Source organism: Buchnera aphidicola (Kurisakia onigurumii) (assembly GCF_039394605.1).
GTDB lineage: Bacteria > Pseudomonadota > Gammaproteobacteria > Enterobacterales > Enterobacteriaceae > Buchnera_I > Buchnera_I aphidicola_B.
This window is the reverse complement of record NZ_CP135033.1, coordinates 39,852-59,330: the sequence shown is the minus strand read 5'-3', so window position 1 is coordinate 59,330 and position 19,479 is coordinate 39,852. Positions and strand designations below refer to the sequence as shown.

Below are 19,479 nucleotides of genomic sequence, written 5' to 3'. Positions count from 1 at the left end.
TATCAATACTTTTATATTAATATCAATAAGGACAATATTACATCGATGATTTCTAAAAAAATTGTTATTACAGCAGAAAATGGTTTACATATTCGACCAGCAGCAGTTTTTGTTAAAGAAGCTAAAAAGTTTAAATCAGATATTACTATAACGTTAGAAAAAAATACAGTAAATGCAAAAAGTTTATTTAAATTACAAACTTTAGGTTTAACAAAAGGTACTACAGTTATTTTATCTATTCATGGAAATGATGAAAAAAAAGCTATGGAAAGTATTTCTAAAATAATTAAAAATATTTTTTAATCTATTAATAGAATTTTATATATAAATTATTTTAATATAAAAAAATTTTCATGTAAAAGTAAAGTATTTTTAAAAAGTGATTAATTCCCTTCATGTTTAATTATCAATTTATAAAAAATTTTAAAAATAATTAAAAAGGAACTGTTATGATTTCAGGTATTTCAGTATCTCCAGGAGTTGTATTTGGAAAAACATTATTATTAAATGAAAAAAAAATATCTATTAATGATAAATTAATATCAAAAAAAGATGTTATTCAAGAAATAAAAAAATTCATACAATCTAGAAAAAAATCTATTCAGCAAATCAAAGTAATTAAAGAAAACTCTTCTTATAATTTAAAAAAAGAACAAAAAGAAATATTTGAAGGACATATTATGTTGCTTGAAGATGAAGATTTTGAAGAAGAGATTATTTCTTTGATTAAAAATAATTTATATTCATCTGATAAATCAGTTTCTATTTTTATAGAAAATCAGATTAAATCGATTAGTAAAATAGAAAATGAATATTTAAAAAATAGAATAATAGATATACAAGATATAGGAAATAGATTAATAAAAAATATTTTAAATATTAATATTGTTGATTTAAATAATATACAAGAACCAGTTATTTTAATTGCAAAAGATTTAACTCCTTCTGAAACAGCTCAAATGAATTTAAAAAAAATATTAGGATTTATTACTGAACAAGGTGGTAAAACATCACATACTTCTATTATTGCTCGTTCACTTGAATTACCAGCAATTGTGGGAGTATCAAAAATAACTAAAAATATTAAAAATAATGATTTTATCATTTTAGATAGTATTAACAATGAAATTTTTATTAATCCTTCTATAAATATTATTAAAGAAAAAAAGATAATAAAAAAAAATTTTTTACAAAATAAACAGAAATTAAAAAAAATTAAAAATATTTCCGCAGTTACTTTAGACGGACATAAAATAGAACTTGGATCAAATATTGGTAGTCCTAATGATGTTCAAAATGCTAAAAAATATGGAGCAAAATGCATAGGTTTGTATCGAACAGAATTTTTGTTTATGGAAAGAAATAATTTTCCTTCTGAAGATGAACAATTTGAAGCTTATAAAAAAGTAGCTATTGAAATGCAAAATAAACCTGTAATTATTCGTACAATGGATGTAGGAGGAGATAAAAATTTATCCTATATAGATTTACCAAAAGAAGAAAATCCTTTTTTAGGATGTAGGGCAATTCGTGTATCAATGTTAAAAAAAGAAATATTAAACACACAAATTCGAGCAATTTTAAGAGCTTCATATTTTGGAAAATTGCGTATAATGTTTCCTATGATTATATCAGTAGAAGAAGTAAGAAAATTAAAAAATGAAATAATAAAAATAAAAAATAATTTAAAAGATGAAAATCAAAAGTTTGATGAATTTATTAAAATTGGTATAATGATAGAAACTCCAGCTGCTGCAATGATTTCTGATCATTTGTCTAAAGAAGTAGATTTTTTTAGTATTGGTAGTAATGATTTAACCCAGTACACATTAGCTGTTGATAGAGGTAATGATTTGATTTCGAACTTATATAATCCAATGAGTCCTTCTGTATTACGATTGATGAAAAAAGTAATAGATGCATCACACATGGAAGGTAAATGGACTGGAATTTGCGGAGAGTTAGCTTCTGATGAAAAAGCTACTTTATTACTATTAGGTATGGGAATAGATGAATTTAGTATGAGTTCTTCTTGTATTCCAATTATAAAAGATATAATAATAAATAGTAATTTTACACAAGCTCAAAAATTAGCAAAAAGAGCATTATCTCAATCTACTGTACAAGAATTAATTCATGTTCTCAAAAACGATATTTAAAAATTTTATTATAATATATTAAAAAATTAAATTAATTTAATTTTTTATTAATTTGAAATTGATATTCAGGATTAAAATATGAGTTTATTTTCTAATTTTTTTAAATCAAAAAAAGAAAAATATTTTCAAGAAATAGAAATTGTATCCCCTATTTCTGGAGAACTTATTAATATTGAAAAAGTACCAGATTCAGTTTTTTCAGAAAAAATAGTAGGGGATGGAATATCAATTAAACCTTCTGATAATAAAATTGTAGCTCCTATAGATGGAAATATTTCTAAAATATTTGATACATTGCATGCTTTTTCCATGAAATCAATTCATGGTATTGAAATTTTTGTTCATTTTGGCATTGATACTGTAAATTTAAAAGGAAAAGGATTTAAAAAAATTATTCAACATACAGGAAAAGTAAAAAAGGGAGATGTAATTATTACTGTTGATTTAGATTTTTTGATAAAAAATGCTAAATCTATCATTACACCTGTTGTTATTTCCAATATGGAAAAAATAAAAATATTAAAAAAAATGTCCGGTTTAGTAGTTGCTGGTAAAACTCCTATTATGTTAGCTACTATGTAATATTATTTTTATAAGTATAAAAACATATTTTTATATTAAAAACGACACAAAATTATGGTGTCGTTTTTATAACATATTAATATTATATATATTTATATGAATATTATTTCATTCAGATAGTTTTATTATTTTTCATGTTTATAAAATTATAAAAATTTTAATAAAATTTTTTTATAAATTTCTCCATTGTTCTATTTTTTTTATTCTTTGTCGGTTTAATTCTTTTCTGATTTCAATTCCTTTAAAATTTTTATTTAAAATAGGATGTATTGGAATAGATTTTGCAATATCAAAAGAATTTTTTAAAAAATTACCAGGGTAATATAATTTATTTTTTTCATAATGACAAAATATATTTTTATAGTAGTAATTTATCAAAATTGATAATAGAGATATTATTTTTGGTTTTCTCCAAGCATCTATAGAATAAAACATATTGATTATAGATTGAGAAGATTGAAATTTTATATTTATTAAGAAGTATTTATATCGTACAATATGAAGAACTAAATTTTTGATATATAAAGGAGTTTTAATTCGATTTAAAAAATTTTTAATTAAAATAAATTCAAATTTTTTATTTTTTAATTTATTTATTATTGTAACAAAATTATCTTGTGAAATATTTAAAACAAGAAATAAATAAGCAATACGTAGATCTATTCTTTTTGTTTTTTGAGATATTTTAGATAAACCAAATAATAATATTTTATTTAGGGAAAATCTGTTTAAAAGAATTAAATTTGATACACTTAACTTCCATAATTGATTTAATTCTGGAAATAAATAAGGTAAAGCTGAACAACTTTCTAAAGTATGAAAAAAAACATGAGGATGTTTTGTTTTCATAGCTTTTTCTATTTCTTTCCATATTCTAAAAGGTTCTAAATAAAGTATTTCTTTTTTTTTTACCATATTTATCATTAAACGCATAGTGTCTGGTGCAACTGTAAAACCTATATGTGAAAATTCTGCAGAAAATCTTGCTACTCTTAAAATGCGTAATGGATCTTCTTGAAAAGAATGAGAAATATGTCGAATAAATCCATTTTTCAGATCTTTTATTCCATTGAAAGGATCAATATAATTTCCTTTTTTATCTTGAGCAATAGCATTAATAGTTAAATCTCTTCTAGATAAATCTTCTTTTAGTGTAATATTAGAATTATATTCTATTTTAAAACCAGTATATCCTACACCTATTTTTTTTTCTTTTCGAGCTAATGCATATTCTTCATTGGTTTGGGGATGTAAAAAAACAGGAAAAGATTTTCCTACTTGTTTAAAATTATTTTTTAAAAAAAAATCTGGATATCCTCCAACGACAACCCAATCTTTATCTGTAATAGGTAAATTTAAAATACTATTTCGAACTGCACCACCTACCAAATAAATTTTCAATTACACTTTCCTGTTAAATATTTTTATAAAATATTAATTTTAAAAAAAAGTATTGTAATAAATATTTATAAAAAATCAATATATATATTTGATAATTTTAAAAGAGAATTAAAAAATTAACAATGATATATAAAATAAATTTTTTATATAATTTATTGATATCAATAAATTATATATTTTTAATATAAAAAAATAATATTATTAATATATTCATATTTATTGTTTTATATATTTAATAAAAAATTTTTATAATGTATTATATAATATTAAATTTATATATTAAATTGTTTTTTAATATTTAAAATTAATTAAATAAATTTTTTATAAAAAATTTTTATATTTTTACATTAAAAAATAGTATTTTTATTTATTGTATAAAAAATTCATTTTTATTTAGATTATATTTTGTATTAAAAATATAATAAAATATTTATTTTTATTAAAATAAAATATATAATAAAATAATTTTAAAATTATATTTTAATTTTTTTTAAATCAGATATTTTCCATTTAGGTAAAATTTTTGTTTTAGCGGAAGAAAAAAATCCTCCTTTTAATCTTAATAATCCAGTATATGCAATCATAGCAGCATTATCAGTACAAAAATTTATATCTGTAAAATAAGATTTTACACCTATATTTTTCATTACTTTATTAATTTTATTTCTTAATAAAATATTTGAACTTACTCCTCCAGAAATAATAATTTTTTTTAAATTTGTTATTTTAATAGCTCTAATACATTTTATAATTAATGTATCAATAATAGCTTCTTGAAAAGAAGCAGCTATGTTTTTTGCATCTGTTTTATTATTCATTTTTTTAATAGTATTTTTCACAGCAGTTTTTAATCCAGAAAAACTAAAATTTAATCCTGTTGTTTTAGTCATAGGTCTTGGAAAATTAAATTTATTTGGGTTTCCTGTTTGTGCTAATTTATATAAACCTAAACCTCCAGGTATATTGGTTTTTAGTAATTTTGCTATTTTATCAATTACTTCACCAGCTGCATCATCTACTGTTTCTCCTAAAATAGTATATTCTCCTAAATTTTTAGCATATATTAATTGGGTATGACCTCCAGAAACTAATAATGCAAGAAACGGAAAAAAATGTGAAATATTTTTTTTTGTATTGATCGCAAAAGAAAGTAAATGAGCTTCCATATGATGAACTAATATATTGGGAATATTTAATGCAAATGATAAAGCACTTCCTATCCCTGCTCCAACTAATAATGAACTTGATAAACCAGGTCCAGCAGTATATGCGATTCCATTTAATTCGGATAGTTTAATTTTAGATTCTTTTAAAGATTGTTTAATTAATGGTATTATTTTTATTACATGATTTCTAGCAGCTAATTCTGGTACTATTCCTCCATAATTATCATGTAAGTAAGATTGAGAATGTAATTGATTGGATAATAGACCAAGATTTTTATGATAGATTGCTACTCCTGTTTCATCACAGGAAGTTTCAATACCTAATACTTGCATTTTTTTAACCTAAATTTAAAATAAATATAAATATATTGTTTTTATATAAAAAAATTTAATTTTTTTATATAATATTATGTGTTTTATTAAATATATATTAAAATATATAAAGTATATATTCTAATAAAATTTTTATAAATTTACAAAAGGAACTGTTTTATAATGCCTATTATTCAAGTTAGAGAAAATGAACCTTTTGATGTTGCTTTGCGAAGATTTAAACGAGCATGTGAAAAAGCAGGAATTTTAGCTGAAATTCGTAGGAGAGAATTTTATGAGAAACCAACTACGGAAAGAAAAAGAGCTAAAGCTTCTGCAATTAAAAGATTAGCAAAAAAAATTTCTAGAGATTATTCTAAAAGAACACGTCTATATTAATTTATATTATTTTTAAAATATAACAATTTTATATATAAATGACCGATCTATATTTTTAGCAGTTCGGTCTTAATTAATTTTTTCATGAACATGAATCAGGTATATGACAGGAAAAATACCACAAGAATTTATTAATGAGTTATTACATAAAACAAATATTGTTGATTTAATTAATAATTATATTCATTTAACAAAAAAAGGAAATAATTATTTATCTTGTTGTCCTTTTCATCATGAAAAAACACCATCTTTTACTGTAAATGAAAAAAAACAATTTTATTATTGTTTTGGATGTACTGCACATGGTAATGTAATTGATTTTTTAATGAATTTTAATAATTTAAAATTTTTAGATACAATAGAAGAATTGTCTAATATTAACGGTGTAATAGATACTTATTTTAAATTTTTTAATACCGCCAAAAAAAAATATGATAAAAAAATTCATTTATATCAATTATTGAATAAAATATCTGTAATATACAGTAAAAATTTATTTTTTCAAAAATATAATTTTTCTTTAATTTATTTAAAAAAAAGAGGTATTACAGAAGATACCATTAATAGATATGCTATTGGATATTCAGATAATTATTCAGAAAATTTTAAAAAAAAATTAATTTTATCAGATAAAAAAAAAATTAGTTATTTTATAAAATCTGGTGTATTGATTCAAAAAAAAGAAAATTTTTTTGATCGTTTTAGTAAAAGAATTACTTTTCCTATAAGAGATTCAATAGGTCGAGTTATTGGTTTTGGAGGTAGAAGATTAACAAATGTTAATCCAAAATATATTAATTCTCCTGATACAATATTATTTAATAAAAAAAAAATTTTATATGGTTTATACGAAATTAAAAAAAAATATAAAAATATTCCTTGGTTACTAGTAGTTGAAGGATATATTGATGTTCTTACTTTATCAGAATTCAATATTCGTTATGTTGTATCTACCTTAGGATCTTTTATTTCTATATATCATATTCAAATGTTATTTAGAGAAACAGATAATGTAATCTATTGTTATGATGGAGATCATGCTGGAAATATAGCATCATGGAGGTCGTTAAAAATGACTTTACCTTATATTGTTGATGGTAAAACAGTAAAATTTATTTTTTTACCAAAAGGAGAAGATCCTGATAGTATTATTCATAAAAAAGGAAAAAAATATTTTGAAAAATTAATTGTAAATGCTACTCCATTGTCAAAATTTTTGTTTTATATTCTTTTAAAAGATATTAATTTAACTTGTATCGATGAAAGAAGTAAATTAATTGTGAAAGCATTACCTTTGATTTCTCAAATTCCTAGTAAAACAACTAAAAATCTTTTAAAAAAATATTTAGGAGAAAAAATAGGAATTTTAGAATCTTATTATTTAGATAAACGAATCAATATTAAAAAAAATAATATTTTTTTAAAAAAAACAAATAAATTAAGAAATACAACAATGCGTTTTTTAATTGGACTATTAATACAAAATCCTATTTTTGTAAAATTAATATCTCATATTCCAGATATAAAACATACTATAAAAATACCAGGATTATATTTTTTTTTAAATTTAGTTAAAATATGTATAAATTATTCCATAATGAATACTGCTCAATTAATTGAATATTATAGAAAATCCAATCAATTTAATGTTGTAAAAAAAATTGCAAAATGGAATCATATGATAGATGAAAAGAAAAAAAAATATGTTTTTATAGATTCGGTAAAAAATTTAAAAAAAATAATATTAGAACATACATATGAAAATTTAATTTTTAAAGAACGTTCTCAAGGATTAAATAAAAATGAAAAAATTAAATTATGGGAAATAAATAAAGAATTATCCAAAATATAGATTTTTATATTTTTTTTAAAAATAAATTTGTGATATTTTTAAAAATTTTTATATAAAATAATAAAATTTTTTTTAAATTATTTAATTTAATATTTAATTCATGTAAAAATGTGGGTGGATACTGTATTTATGGAACAAAACTCGCAATCTCAATTAAAACTACTTGTAATACAAGGTAAAGAACAAGGATATTTAACTTATTCTGAAGTTAACGATCATTTACCAGAAAGTGTTATAGATTCAGAACAGATAGAAGATATTATTCAAATGATTAATGATATGGGCATACAAGTAGTAGAAAGACCTCCTAATCCTGATGATTTAATACTAAATGAAAATGATAAAATCACGAATACTGATGATGATCCTATTGAAGTAGCTACACAAGTATTATCTACTGTAGAATCTGATTTAGGTAGAACAACAGATCCTGTACGAATGTACATGCGTGAAATGGGTAGTGTAGAATTATTGACCAGAGAAGGAGAAATTAATATAGCAAAAAGAATTGAAGAAGGTATTAATCAAGTTCAATCTTCTGTTGCAGAGTACCCTGAAGCTATAATATATCTTTTAGAACAATATAAAAAAGTAGAATTAAATGAAATACGATTATCTGAAATTATTATTGGTTTTGTAGATTCTAATATAAAAGAAATGTTATACCCTTTATCTAATAATTCTATTTTATTAGAAGAAAATAAAAAAAATGATGAAGATTTATCAGACGTTGATAATAATAATGAAGAAGATAATAGTATCGATCCTATAATTGCAAAAGAAAAATTTTTATGTTTAAAAAATCAGTATTTTATTACACAAAAAATTATTTTAACGAAAAAAAGAAATCATATTGATTCTATTCAAGCTATAAAGAAATTGTCTAAAATATTCAAACAATTTAGATTAGTTCCTAAACAATTTGATTATATAATTAATAATATGAGGTTAATTATTGAAAAAATTAGAAAAATAGAAAGAAATATTTTTAATATTTGTGTAGAAGATTGTAAAATGCCAAAAAAAATTTTTTTAAAATTTTTTATAAAAAGAAAAAATACGAAATGGTTGTATATATCTATTGCAATGAAAAAAAATTGGTCTGAAAAACTTTTGAAATACAAAAAAAAAATTGAAAAACAAATAGATAAATTGCATAAAATAGAAAAATATACAGGATTAACTATTGAACAAATTAAAGATATTAATAGAAGAATATTTATAGGAGAAGCAAAAGCTCGTAGAGCAAAAAAAGAAATGGTTGAAGCAAATTTAAGGTTAGTGATATCTATTGCTAAAAAATATACAAATCGTGGTTTGCAGTTTTTGGATTTAATACAAGAAGGAAATATAGGTTTAATGAAAGCTGTAGATAAATTTGAATATCGAAGAGGTTATAAATTTTCTACTTATGCGACTTGGTGGATTAGACAAGCTATTACTCGTTCCATTGCTGATCAAGCTAGAACAATTAGAATTCCAGTTCATATGATTGAAACAATTAACAAGTTAAATCGAATTTCTCGTCAAATATTACAGGAAATTGGTAGAGAACCTACTCCAGAAGAACTTGCACAAAAAATGTTAATCTCGGAAGAAAAAATACGCAAAGTATTAAAAATTGCAAAAGAACCTATATCAATGGAAACTCCAATTGGAGATGATGAAGAATCGCATTTAGGTGATTTTATAGAAGACACTTCTCTTGAACTTCCTTTAGATTCTGCTACTTCTGAAAGTTTACGATCAGCTACAAATGAAGTTTTATCAGGTTTAACCGCTCGAGAAGCTAAAGTATTGCGAATGCGTTTTGGAATTGATATGAATACTGATCATACTTTAGAAGAAGTAGGAAAGCAATTTGATGTTACGAGAGAACGTATTCGACAAATCGAAGCAAAAGCACTTAGAAAATTGCGACATCCTAGTCGTTCAGAAGTATTAAAAAGTTTTTTAGATGATTAATTATAATAAAAATTTTTAATATTTAAAATTATCGATTTATCCCTTCTGTTTTTTTTATATTTATAATTCTTCTAAAAAAAATAGAAGGGTGTTTAATTATTTAATATTTTTAGTTTAATGTATAAAAATTTATATATGAAAAAATTTTTTAATAATTGATATTATTAAATTATTTTTTATATATATATATTTTTTATTTTTTTCGTATAATTTTTGCAGGTACTCCAACTGCTATAGAAAAAGGAGGAATTCCAGTTAATACTACTGAACCAGCACCGATTTTAGACATAAAACCAATTTCTATATTTCCTATTATTTTTGCACCAGCTCCTATTATTACACCTTGTCTAATTTTAGGGTGACGATCTCCTAAAATATATTTTTTACCTCCTAAAGTTACAGAATGAAATATAGAAACATTATCTTCCACAATAGCAGTTTCTCCAATTACAATTCCGGTAGCATGATCTAATATAATTCCATTTCCTATTTTAGCCGCAGGATGAATATCAACAGAAAAAATTATAGAAATTTGATTTTGTAAAAACAATGCTAAGGATTTTCTATTTTCTTTCCATAAATAATGACTAATTCGATATGCTTGTAATGCATGGAATCCTTTAAAATATAAAAAAGGGATATAAAAATTTTTTACTACAGGATCTTTTTTAAATATTTGTATTAAATCTTTTTGTATAGATTTTTGAAAATTTGCATGATATTTTTTTAATGAAAATATTATATTTTTAATATTCTTATAATTTATTGTCGGTGTTTGTAATTTAATAGCTAGTATATGTACTAATGATTGAAAAATATTTTGATGTTCAAATATATTTTTTTTATAAAAATTTTTTAGTTCTTTTTCTTTTTTAAAATTCATTTGAACTTCTTTGTTTATTATTTTCCATATGTTATGTACTTTTTTAGCAATCACTTCATTCTCCTAACAAATAATTAATAAAAATATCAAAAATAAAATTGTAATTAATATATTAAATTTTAATTTTTTAAAATATAATTCATTAAAAAAATGAAATACACATTTTTTTATATTCTATATAAATTTAAATTTGTTTAAATAATTAAATTTTTTATGTGAATTTTAATTTTTTTGATTTTAAAATTTCTTTTTTTGCTTGTTTTATAGATTTTTTTACTTGATTTATTGAAGTTCCTCCATAAGAATTATATTTTTCTATTATTTTTTCTATTTTAAGAAAATCATAAACATCATTTTCAATTAATGAATGATATTTTTTAAAATCAGAAATTTTTAAATTCTCTAGAGAAGATCGATTTTTTATTGCATATAATACAATATTTCCAGTAATATTGTGAGATTCTCTGAAAGGAATTCCTTTTGTAACTAAATAATTAGCTAGTTCTGTTGCATTAGAATAATCAGATTTAGATGCTAATAAACATTTTTTTTTATTTATTTTAATTTTTTTAATTGTTAAAGAAGACATTTTAATACAACTATTCCAAGTATGAATGGTATTAAATAAAATTTCTTTATCTTCTTGCATATCTTTATTATAAGATAAAGGTAAACCTTTAAATATTACTAATATATTTATTAATAATCCATATATTTTTCCGCATTTTGATCGAATTATTTCTAATATATCCGGATTTTTTTTTTGAGGCATAAGAGATGATCCTGAAGATATTTCATCGTCTAATTCAATAAATTTGGATTCTCCAGAAGAAAAGAAAATAAGATCTTCTGCAAATCGAGATAAATGCAACATACTAATAGATGCAGCAGATACAATATCTATTACATAGTCTCTGTCTGAAACACTATCTAAACTATTTTTTGTAGGTTCTAAAAAATTTAAATTTTTTGATAATGTCATTCTATCTATATTCCAACTATTTCCAGCAAGAGCTCCTGATCCTAAAGGACAAGTATTTAATCGACTAAAAGAATCTTGTAATCTGCTTTTATCACGTTGCATCATTTCATAATATGCTAAACACCAATGACCAAAAATAATTGGTTGAGCTCTTTGTAAATGAGTATAACCAGACATGATAGTATTAGAATTTTTTTCTGCTATTTTAACTAATTTTTCTTGAAATTGTATAATTGAACAATATATTTTTTTTATATTTTTTTTACACCATATTTTAAGATCTGTAGTTATTTGATCGTTTCTACTTCTACCAGTATGAATTTTTTTTCCTACTGGTCCTATATTTTCAACTAAACGATTTTCTACCCATGAATGTATATCTTCTTCTTTACTACATAGTATTTTTTTAGGATTTTTATTGGTAATGACAAGCAATTTATTTAATTCTTCTTCTATTTTTATTTGTTCTTGATGTGAAATAATTTTTGCTTGTAATAATGATTTAGACCAAGCTATAGAAGTTATGATATCTTCTTTTATTAAAATATAATCGATATGTAAAGATTTATTAAATTTTTCAAAATCTTGATTGATATTTTTTTTAAATCTACCACCCCATAGTGACATAAAAACCTCTATTAATATTCTTTGTATTATAATATTTTTAATATATTAATTAAATTTTTATTTTTTATATAATGCTCTAATTTTTGATGATAAGGAAAATAATTTAATAAATCCTGAAGCGTCAGAATGGTTATAAATTTTATCTTTTTCAAAAGTAGCATATTCTTGTGAATATAATGAATTACATGATTGTTTTTTTAAAACAATAATATTACCTTTATATAAATTTAGAACAACAATTCCTGTCAGTAATTTTTTATATATACTTATTGCATTTTGTAATGAAATACGAATAGGAGTAAACCAACGTCCTTCATATATTACGTATGCCATTTCTAACGAAATTTGTTTTTTCCATTTTGTGCTTTCTTTATCTAATACTAGTTGTTCTAATTCTCGTAAAACTGTGTATATTATTGTTCCACCTGGTGTTTCGTAACAACCTCTAGATTTTATTCCTATTAATCTATTTTCTACTATATCAATACGACCAATTCCATGTTTGGAACCTATTTTATTTAATATTGATAAGGATTGAAGTATAGATACTTTTTTTTCATTAATATGAGTAATTATTCCTTGATTGATATGTAATGTTATTTCTTCAGGTTTATCAGGTGTATTGTTTAATTCATTTATCCATTCCCAACAATCTGGTTTAGATGCATTCCATGGATTTTCTAAAACTCCACCTTCAGTAGATAAATGAAAAATATTTTCATCTCTACTATACATTTTCTCTAAGGTTACTTCTATTGAGATATTTTTTTTATGAATATATTGTAATAAATCTTGTCTAGAATTAAAGTTCCAAATTCTCCAAGGTGCAATTATTTGTAAATTTGGAGCAAGCGCTGCATATGCACTTTCAAATCGCACTTGATCATTTCCTTTTCCTGTTGCTCCATGGCATAATGCAAAGGCTCCTTTTTTTAAAGCTATTTCAGTTTGTGTTTTAGCTATAATAGGTCTTGATATTGCTGTTCCTAACAAATAATTATTTTCATACATAGATCCTATTTGTAGTAAAGGATATATATATTTTTTAACAAATTTTTCTTGTAAATCTACAACAATACATTCTTTAGCTCCAGATTTTAATGCGTTTTCTTTTACTTTTGAAAAATCTTGATTTTTTTGTCCTATGTTTGCGACAAAAGCAATTACTTCTAATTGATATTTTTCTTTAATCCAAGGTATGATTACTGAAGTGTCTAGACCTCCAGAATATGCTAATACTACAGTTTTCATATTATTTTTTATTTTCCCATTTTTTTTAATATATTTTTTATATAAAAAGTTTTTTAAATATCGATTTATTATAAATTTATTAATTATAAATTATTATTTTTCGATATATTTATTTAATATATTAATTTTTAATTATAAAAAAATTATTCATAGTACTTTATAATTTTACAAATATTATAAATAATGTCTGATTTATTTAATGTATAAAAATGAAATTTTTGTACTCCTTCTTTTTTTAATTTATTAATCATATCAGTAGCTAAAATTGCACCAGTTATTTTTCCAGTTTCAGGATTTTTTTGGTTTTGAAATAAATTATGTATAAATTTAGGAATATGTACATTGGTTAATTGAGAAAATTTATATAGTTGAATAGAATTAGAAACTGGTAATATACCAGGTATAATTTCTTTTTTGATACCTATTTTTTCACATTTATCTCTAAATTTTAAATATTTATTTGTATCAAAAAAAAATTGAGTAATAGCTCTATTTGCGCCAGCTTCCATTTTTTTTTTTAAATATATTAAATCTTCTTGTGCATTAATAGCTTCTGGATGTACTTCAGGATATGCGGCAACTGAAATATCAAAGTTAGCTATTTTTTTTAATAATTTAACTAAATTTAATGCATAAATGTTGGGTTTTATATTATTATTAGGTATATCGCCTCGTAATGCAACAATTCTAGTAATACCATTTTTCCAATATTTTCTTGCTATTTTTTTTAATGTATTTTTGGAATAGTTAATACATGTTAAATGAGCAGCTGTGATTATTTTAGTATTTGTTTGTAATGTTTTAACTACATTGTAAGTTCTATTTGTTTCTCCGTTATTAGCACCATGTGTGACAGAAAAAAAATTAGGTTTTAATTGTGACAATTGGAAAGCAGTGTTATTTAATTGAAAATCATCTTTTTTATCTTTAGGAGGAAAAAATTCAAAAGAAAAATGAATTTTTTTTTTATCAATCGGTTTTTTTAATTTTATTATATTATTTTTAATCACAAAAATTTTCCTTAATTTATATTAGATAATTATTTTATAGATTATATATTTTTATATTTTAAATAAAAATTTTATTTATTTATAAAAATTAGCTTAAAAAAATTTTGAAAATACTATTATTAAATAATGTATATGCATATTATTTTTGTTATTTTGATAAATATGTTAATTAAATTTTTAATTTATTTATTTATTAAATTATATTGAAATGAAATGAATATATAAAAATAGTATGTAAAATTAAAAAATATAATTTTATTATTTTGAAATTTAATATATTTTATGATTTTAATTATTTTTTACTTTCATATAAATAAATATTTTTTTAAAATTATTTTTTATGAAAAATAAAATATTATTTAAAATATTGTGATAATTTTTATTTTTGTGATTTTTAATTCTAAAAAAAATAAATCATTTTAAATAAAGTATTAAACTTTTCTTGAAAAAATATAAAATATAGTATAATCTTAAAAAATAAAATTTTAAATATATATAATGTAAATTTAAAAAAAATAAATGCCGGTTTAGCTCAGCAGGCAGAGCAACTGACTTGTAATCAGTAGGTCACCAGTTCGATTCCGGTAACCGGCAAAAATTCAATATAAAAATATATGGTGGGATTCCCGAGTGGCTAAAGGGAGCAGACTGTAAATCTGCCGTCATTGACTTCGAAGGTTCGAATCCTTCTCCCACCAAAAAATTATACGATTTATTTTTTTTACGCGGACATCGTATAATGGTTATTACTTTAGCCTTCCAAGCTAATAATGCGGGTTCGATTCCCGCTGTCCGCTAAAAAATTAATTGTATTTAATAAATAAAATTTTATAATATTATTAATATTTATTAAATAAAGCTGATATGGCTCAGAAGGTTAGAGCACACCCTTGGTAAGGGTGAGGTCCCCAGTTCAAATCTGGGTATCAGCAAATAAAATATTTATATAAAAATTTTTAATTTTTTAGATCAATTCTAATACAATCCTTGTATATTCGACATTTATAAAAAAAATATTTATTACTATGTAAATATATAATTAATATTATTTTCATTAAATGTTCATTTCGTAATATTTCCTAAATTTATTATTATAATATATAATATATGATTGAAATAATAATACTCATTATTAAAAATAATTTATTTAAAATTTTTTTAAAATATTATTTTTTACAAATGTTAAAATAATATTTTTAATTTAAAAAAAATACTTATTTTTGAAATATTCAATTAAATATTATATAAAATATAAAAATATAATACCATTTTTTATTTTTTGTATATTTAATTTATGTATATAAAAATTTTTAAATCTGTATAAAAATTTTAAAGAGAAAAATATGAAGAAAAAAAATAAATTTAAAAAAAAATATTTTGATTTTTTTTTCAATAAAAAAAATTACATTATTTATTTAATAGCGTTAACTTTTTTTTCTTATTTTTATATAAAAAATAATTTATATAGAAATATGTGCAATATTATTTTGATTATTTTTATAGTTTATATATTTTCTTTAACAAATTTAGGAATAAGATTTTTAAGTTTTTTGCAAGAAATAAAATACGAAAGTAAAAAAGTTGTTTTTCCTAATCATAAATATACTTTTCAAACTACTATAGTAGTAATTTTTATGATAATTATTGCTTCAATGATACTATGGATATTAGATCGTATAATATTTAATATTATATCTTATATAATAAAACTAAGGATATAAAATATATGGTAAAAAAAAAAAAATGGTATGTATTACAAGCATTTTCTGGTTTTGAAAGTCGTATTGCTGAATCAATACGAGAATATATAAAAAAAAATAATATGGAAGAAATTTTTGGTGAAGTCATGGTACCAGCTGAAGAAGTAATTGAAATTAAAAAAGGACAAAGAAAAAAAAGTGAACAAAAATTTTTTCCAGGTTATATTTTGATAAATATGATTATGAATAATGAAAATTGGCATTTAATTCGAAATATACCACATGTAATGAGTTTTATAGGAGGTACATCTGATAAACCTTCTCCTTTAAGTGAGAAAGAAGTAAATGATATTATGAATAGGTTGAAAAAATCAGAAAATAAACCAAGACCAAAAACCTTATTTGATCCTGGGGAAGTAGTTCGTGTTAACGATGGTCCTTTTTCAGATTTTCACGGAGTAGTAGAATCTATTGATTATGAAAAAAACAGGTTAACTGTTTCTGTTTCTATATTTGGACGTTCTACTCCTGTAGAATTAGATTTTTCACAAGTAGAAAAAAATTAATAAAATTTTTTATTAACAGATTAATATATTAGGAAAAAATATGAAAAAAAAAATAACAGGTTTTATTAAATTACAGGTATCCGCAGGAAATGCAAATCCTAGTCCTCCTATAGGACCGGCTTTAGGACAGAAAGGTTTGAATATTATGGATTTTTGTAAACAATTTAATTTACATACTAAAAATATAGAAAAAGGTTTACCTGTTCCAACTATTATTACTGTGTATGCTGATAAAAGTTTTACATTTATTACTAAAACAACTCCTGCTTCAATATTGTTGAAAAAAGCAATTAATGTAAAATCTGGATCTAGTCATGCGAAAGAAAAAAAAATAGGAACAGTAACACAAAAGCAATTACAGGAAATAGCAAAAATTAAATTAGCAGATATGACAGGATCTAACTTAAAAAAAATAATTTCTTCTATAAAAGGTACTGCAAGATCCATGGGGATAGAAATCGAGAATATGAATAATGAAAAAAAATAATAGTAAAAGAATAAAACAATTACATAAAGAACATAAATATAATAAACAATATACATTATTAGAAGCAATTAGCATTATAAAAAAAACATCTACTGCAAAATTTGATGAAAGTTTTGATGTATCTTTACATTTAGGAATTGATCCCAAAAAATCTGATCAGAATGTTAGAGGTTCCATAACATTACCGCATGGTTTAGGAAGAAAAATATCTGTTGCAGTTTTTACTGGAGATATCTTACAAATTGAAGAAGCTAAAAATGCAGAGGCAGATGCAATTGGGTTAGAAGATTTAGCTAATAAGATTAAAAAAGAAAAAAAAATATTTGATGTTATTATAGCTACTCCTGAATCTATGAAAATAGTAAGTACATTAGGATCCTTTTTAGGACCACGTGGAATTATGCCTAATCCTAAATTAGGAACTGTTACCAAAAATATTTATAAAGCAGTAAAAAATGCAAAATGTGGATTAATTCAATATAAAAATGATAAAAATGGAATATTAAATTGTTCTATCGGAAAATCTAAATTTTCAATTAAACAAATTCAAGAAAATTTATATGCTTTAATTGATTCTGTACGAAAAAATAAACCTAGTAAATCAAAAGGAATTTTTTTAAAAAAAATTATTTTTTCTTCAACTATGGGTATATCTATAATATTAGATCAAGATAGTTTAAATTCTGTCAAGAAATAAGATATTTTTTGTCTTTACGAAAAAATAAAAATAATTTACAATAAAAAAACACATCGTAATTTTTATATTCGTGAAAAATATTTCGTATTAAATAATTTTTGTATTAAATAAATGTTTATTATTTTTTATTTTTTTATATTATTACATTTTAATTTAAATAATATTTTAAATTTAATAAAAAATTATTTTTTTTTTTTTTAATTTTTAAATATTTTTGAATATAAAACATTTTCATTACAAAATAAATGTATGTGTAAATTAGGAATTTATTAAATATGATATTAAAAAAACAAGATAAAGAAAAAATTATATCTAAAATTAATCTTATAGCTAATTCTGCTTTATCTTTAACTACTGTAATAATTAAAGGAGCTTCAGTTAATACAATTAATAATTTACGCAAGGAAGCAAGAGAAAATAAAGTAAATATTCATGTAGTACGTAATACTTTATTAAAAAGATCATTATCTAAAACATCTTTTGAATGTATAAAAAAAAAAATTACAGGACCTATTTTAACTGCTTTTTCTTTAGATCATCCGGGAAGTGCAGTAAGAATATTAAAAAAATTTGAAAAAAATAATAATGGTATAAAAATAAATAATGCTGTTTTTGAAGGAAAAATTCTTTCAATGATAGAAATAGATAATCTTGCTGTAATGCCTACTTATAAAGAAGCAATATCACGTTTTATATTTTTAATACAAGAAGCTTCAATAGGAAAATTACTTCGTGTTTTATCTCTTCTAAAGAATACAAAAAAAAAATAATAATTTTTTTTATCAAAAATATTAGAATATTTTTCATATAAAATTTTTATGGATTACTTCTAGGAAATATAATCATGTCTATTCTTACAAAAGAACAAATTGTAAATTCTATATCAAAAATGTCGATTTCGAATGTCATGGAATTAATTTCTGAAATAGAAAAAAAATTTGATGTATCTGCTGCTATGTCTATGAATACAACAAACAATCAAAGTGTAAAAACTGTAGAAGAAAAAACAGAATTTGATGTTTTATTAAAAAAAATTGGTGCTAATAAAATTTCTGTAATTAAAGCAGTTCGAAGTGCAACTAATTTGGGTTTAAAAGAAGCAAAAGATCTTGTAGAATCTGCTCCTGTAGTTATAAAAGAAAAAATAAATAATGAAGATGCAATGAATTTGAAAAAAATTTTAGAAGAAACTGGAGCAGAAGTAGATATTAAATAAAATTACATAAATAAAATTATTTTTTTAACCTATTAATTAGTTCTGGTGGCTCTAAATATAAAAAAGTCACCAGTTATTATATTAATTAAATATTTATTTTTTATAATTTAAAAAAAAAAAAATAAAAATAATTAAAATACATGTAAACTATAAAAATTTTTATGATTTATAAAAAATATATTAATAATGGTATAAGTTTATTTGTAAACAAATAAACTGTCAAT

The 19,479-nt window shown here is 21.5% G+C and carries 18 protein-coding genes and 4 tRNA genes; 16 read left to right on the top strand and 6 right to left on the bottom strand.

Annotated features, from left to right (window positions below; translation table 11 throughout):
• Positions 1–45 precede the first annotated feature (45 nt).
• The 3 genes from RJU59_RS00260 to crr all read left to right on the top strand — a co-directional run bounded on the left by RJU59_RS00260 (position 46) and on the right by crr (position 2,741).
• On the top strand, positions 46–303 hold the full coding sequence (locus RJU59_RS00260) for an HPr family phosphocarrier protein (RefSeq protein WP_343155180.1): 258 nt from the start codon (positions 46–48) through the stop codon (positions 301–303).
• Positions 304–449: 146 nt separating this feature from the next.
• Positions 450–2,159, top strand: coding sequence for a phosphoenolpyruvate-protein phosphotransferase PtsI (gene ptsI, locus RJU59_RS00255; RefSeq protein WP_343155179.1), 1,710 nt, complete (start codon positions 450–452; stop codon positions 2,157–2,159).
• A gap of 78 nt (positions 2,160–2,237) precedes the next feature.
• Complete coding sequence (gene crr, locus RJU59_RS00250; RefSeq protein WP_343128650.1) at positions 2,238–2,741, top strand: PTS glucose transporter subunit IIA; 504 nt, start codon at positions 2,238–2,240, stop codon at positions 2,739–2,741.
• Between the two features lie 171 nt (positions 2,742–2,912).
• Here crr and RJU59_RS00245 read toward each other — a convergent pair whose 3' ends face one another.
• Both RJU59_RS00245 and tsaD read right to left on the bottom strand, forming a co-directional pair.
• The gene (locus tag RJU59_RS00245) at positions 2,913–4,142 is read right to left on the bottom strand and encodes a tRNA CCA-pyrophosphorylase (protein ID WP_343155178.1); all 1,230 of its coding nucleotides are present in this window, start codon (positions 4,140–4,142) and stop codon (positions 2,913–2,915) included.
• Positions 4,143–4,615: 473 nt separating this feature from the next.
• The gene (gene tsaD / locus RJU59_RS00240; RefSeq protein WP_343128648.1) at positions 4,616–5,641 is read right to left on the bottom strand and encodes a tRNA (adenosine(37)-N6)-threonylcarbamoyltransferase complex transferase subunit TsaD; all 1,026 of its coding nucleotides are present in this window, start codon (positions 5,639–5,641) and stop codon (positions 4,616–4,618) included.
• A gap of 162 nt (positions 5,642–5,803) precedes the next feature.
• Here tsaD and rpsU point away from each other — a divergent pair, with 162 nt between their 5' ends.
• From rpsU to rpoD, 3 genes are all read left to right on the top strand, one after another.
• On the top strand, positions 5,804–6,019 hold the full coding sequence (gene rpsU / locus RJU59_RS00235; RefSeq protein ID WP_343128647.1) for a 30S ribosomal protein S21: 216 nt from the start codon (positions 5,804–5,806) through the stop codon (positions 6,017–6,019).
• Positions 6,020–6,122: 103 nt separating this feature from the next.
• Positions 6,123–7,871, top strand: coding sequence for a DNA primase (dnaG, locus tag RJU59_RS00230; protein ID WP_343155177.1), 1,749 nt, complete (start codon positions 6,123–6,125; stop codon positions 7,869–7,871).
• Positions 7,872–8,000: 129 nt separating this feature from the next.
• Positions 8,001–9,836 carry an RNA polymerase sigma factor RpoD gene (gene rpoD / locus RJU59_RS00225; protein ID WP_343155176.1) on the top strand — a complete coding sequence of 612 codons (1,836 nt, stop codon included), beginning with the start codon at positions 8,001–8,003 and terminating at the stop codon, positions 9,834–9,836.
• A gap of 193 nt (positions 9,837–10,029) precedes the next feature.
• On the opposite strand, the gene cysE is transcribed toward rpoD, so the two are convergent.
• The 4 genes from cysE to metF all read right to left on the bottom strand — a co-directional run bounded on the left by cysE (position 10,030) and on the right by metF (position 14,589).
• Positions 10,030–10,773 (bottom strand): serine O-acetyltransferase, encoded by a 744-nt coding sequence (gene cysE / locus RJU59_RS00220; protein WP_343128644.1) that lies wholly within the window; start codon positions 10,771–10,773, stop codon positions 10,030–10,032.
• 157 nt (positions 10,774–10,930) lie between these two features.
• Positions 10,931–12,328: an argininosuccinate lyase gene (gene argH / locus RJU59_RS00215; RefSeq protein WP_343155175.1), complete on the bottom strand. Its 1,398-nt coding sequence runs from the start codon at positions 12,326–12,328 to the stop codon at positions 10,931–10,933.
• 57 nt (positions 12,329–12,385) lie between these two features.
• Entirely contained in the window at positions 12,386–13,579 is a 1,194-nt protein-coding gene (locus RJU59_RS00210; protein WP_428994327.1) for an argininosuccinate synthase, read from the bottom strand.
• Positions 13,580–13,722: 143 nt separating this feature from the next.
• Positions 13,723–14,589, bottom strand: a complete 867-nt coding sequence (gene metF / locus RJU59_RS00205) for a methylenetetrahydrofolate reductase (protein ID WP_343155174.1) — start codon at positions 14,587–14,589, stop codon at positions 13,723–13,725.
• A gap of 521 nt (positions 14,590–15,110) precedes the next feature.
• On the opposite strand from metF, the gene RJU59_RS00200 reads away from it, so the two are divergent.
• From RJU59_RS00200 to rplL, 10 genes are all read left to right on the top strand, one after another.
• Positions 15,111–15,183, top strand: a tRNA-Thr gene (locus tag RJU59_RS00200).
• 22 nt (positions 15,184–15,205) lie between these two features.
• A tRNA-Tyr gene (locus tag RJU59_RS00195) sits at positions 15,206–15,287 on the top strand.
• A 27-nt stretch (positions 15,288–15,314) separates the two neighbouring features.
• Positions 15,315–15,386 (top strand) — tRNA-Gly (locus tag RJU59_RS00190).
• Positions 15,387–15,447: 61 nt separating this feature from the next.
• Positions 15,448–15,521: transfer RNA gene (locus RJU59_RS00185), tRNA-Thr, on the top strand.
• A gap of 411 nt (positions 15,522–15,932) precedes the next feature.
• On the top strand, positions 15,933–16,310 hold the full coding sequence (gene secE, locus RJU59_RS00180) for a preprotein translocase subunit SecE (protein WP_343128641.1): 378 nt from the start codon (positions 15,933–15,935) through the stop codon (positions 16,308–16,310).
• A 5-nt stretch (positions 16,311–16,315) separates the two neighbouring features.
• The gene (gene nusG / locus RJU59_RS00175; protein ID WP_343128640.1) at positions 16,316–16,855 is read left to right on the top strand and encodes a transcription termination/antitermination protein NusG; all 540 of its coding nucleotides are present in this window, start codon (positions 16,316–16,318) and stop codon (positions 16,853–16,855) included.
• Positions 16,856–16,895: 40 nt separating this feature from the next.
• On the top strand, positions 16,896–17,342 hold the full coding sequence (gene rplK / locus RJU59_RS00170; RefSeq protein ID WP_343128639.1) for a 50S ribosomal protein L11: 447 nt from the start codon (positions 16,896–16,898) through the stop codon (positions 17,340–17,342).
• Positions 17,329–18,039, top strand: a complete 711-nt coding sequence (rplA, locus tag RJU59_RS00165) for a 50S ribosomal protein L1 (protein ID WP_343155173.1) — start codon at positions 17,329–17,331, stop codon at positions 18,037–18,039. Before rplK ends, rplA begins: the two co-directional genes overlap by 14 nt.
• 275 nt (positions 18,040–18,314) lie before the next feature.
• A complete protein-coding gene (gene rplJ, locus RJU59_RS00160; RefSeq protein WP_343128637.1) occupies positions 18,315–18,809 on the top strand; it encodes a 50S ribosomal protein L10 in 495 nt (164 codons plus the stop codon).
• A gap of 74 nt (positions 18,810–18,883) precedes the next feature.
• The gene (gene rplL / locus RJU59_RS00155; protein ID WP_343155172.1) at positions 18,884–19,255 is read left to right on the top strand and encodes a 50S ribosomal protein L7/L12; all 372 of its coding nucleotides are present in this window, start codon (positions 18,884–18,886) and stop codon (positions 19,253–19,255) included.
• Positions 19,256–19,479 lie beyond the last annotated feature (224 nt).

Coding starts and splice junctions, on each gene's coding strand:
- RJU59_RS00260 (WP_343155180.1), top strand. CDS start 46: ATGATTTCTAAAAAAATTGTTATTACAGCAGAAAATGGTTTACATATT.
- ptsI (WP_343155179.1), top strand. CDS start 450: ATGATTTCAGGTATTTCAGTATCTCCAGGAGTTGTATTTGGAAAAACA.
- crr (WP_343128650.1), top strand. CDS start 2,238: ATGAGTTTATTTTCTAATTTTTTTAAATCAAAAAAAGAAAAATATTTT.
- tsaD (WP_343128648.1), bottom strand. CDS start 5,641: ATGCAAGTATTAGGTATTGAAACTTCCTGTGATGAAACAGGAGTAGCA.
- rpsU (WP_343128647.1), top strand. CDS start 5,804: ATGCCTATTATTCAAGTTAGAGAAAATGAACCTTTTGATGTTGCTTTG.
- dnaG (WP_343155177.1), top strand. CDS start 6,123: ATGACAGGAAAAATACCACAAGAATTTATTAATGAGTTATTACATAAA.
- rpoD (WP_343155176.1), top strand. CDS start 8,001: ATGGAACAAAACTCGCAATCTCAATTAAAACTACTTGTAATACAAGGT.
- argH (WP_343155175.1), bottom strand. CDS start 12,328: ATGTCACTATGGGGTGGTAGATTTAAAAAAAATATCAATCAAGATTTT.
- RJU59_RS00210 (WP_428994327.1), bottom strand. CDS start 13,579: ATGAAAACTGTAGTATTAGCATATTCTGGAGGTCTAGACACTTCAGTA.
- secE (WP_343128641.1), top strand. CDS start 15,933: ATGAAGAAAAAAAATAAATTTAAAAAAAAATATTTTGATTTTTTTTTC.
- nusG (WP_343128640.1), top strand. CDS start 16,316: ATGGTAAAAAAAAAAAAATGGTATGTATTACAAGCATTTTCTGGTTTT.
- rplK (WP_343128639.1), top strand. CDS start 16,896: ATGAAAAAAAAAATAACAGGTTTTATTAAATTACAGGTATCCGCAGGA.
- rplA (WP_343155173.1), top strand. CDS start 17,329: ATGAAAAAAAATAATAGTAAAAGAATAAAACAATTACATAAAGAACAT.
- rplJ (WP_343128637.1), top strand. CDS start 18,315: ATGATATTAAAAAAACAAGATAAAGAAAAAATTATATCTAAAATTAAT.
- rplL (WP_343155172.1), top strand. CDS start 18,884: ATGTCTATTCTTACAAAAGAACAAATTGTAAATTCTATATCAAAAATG.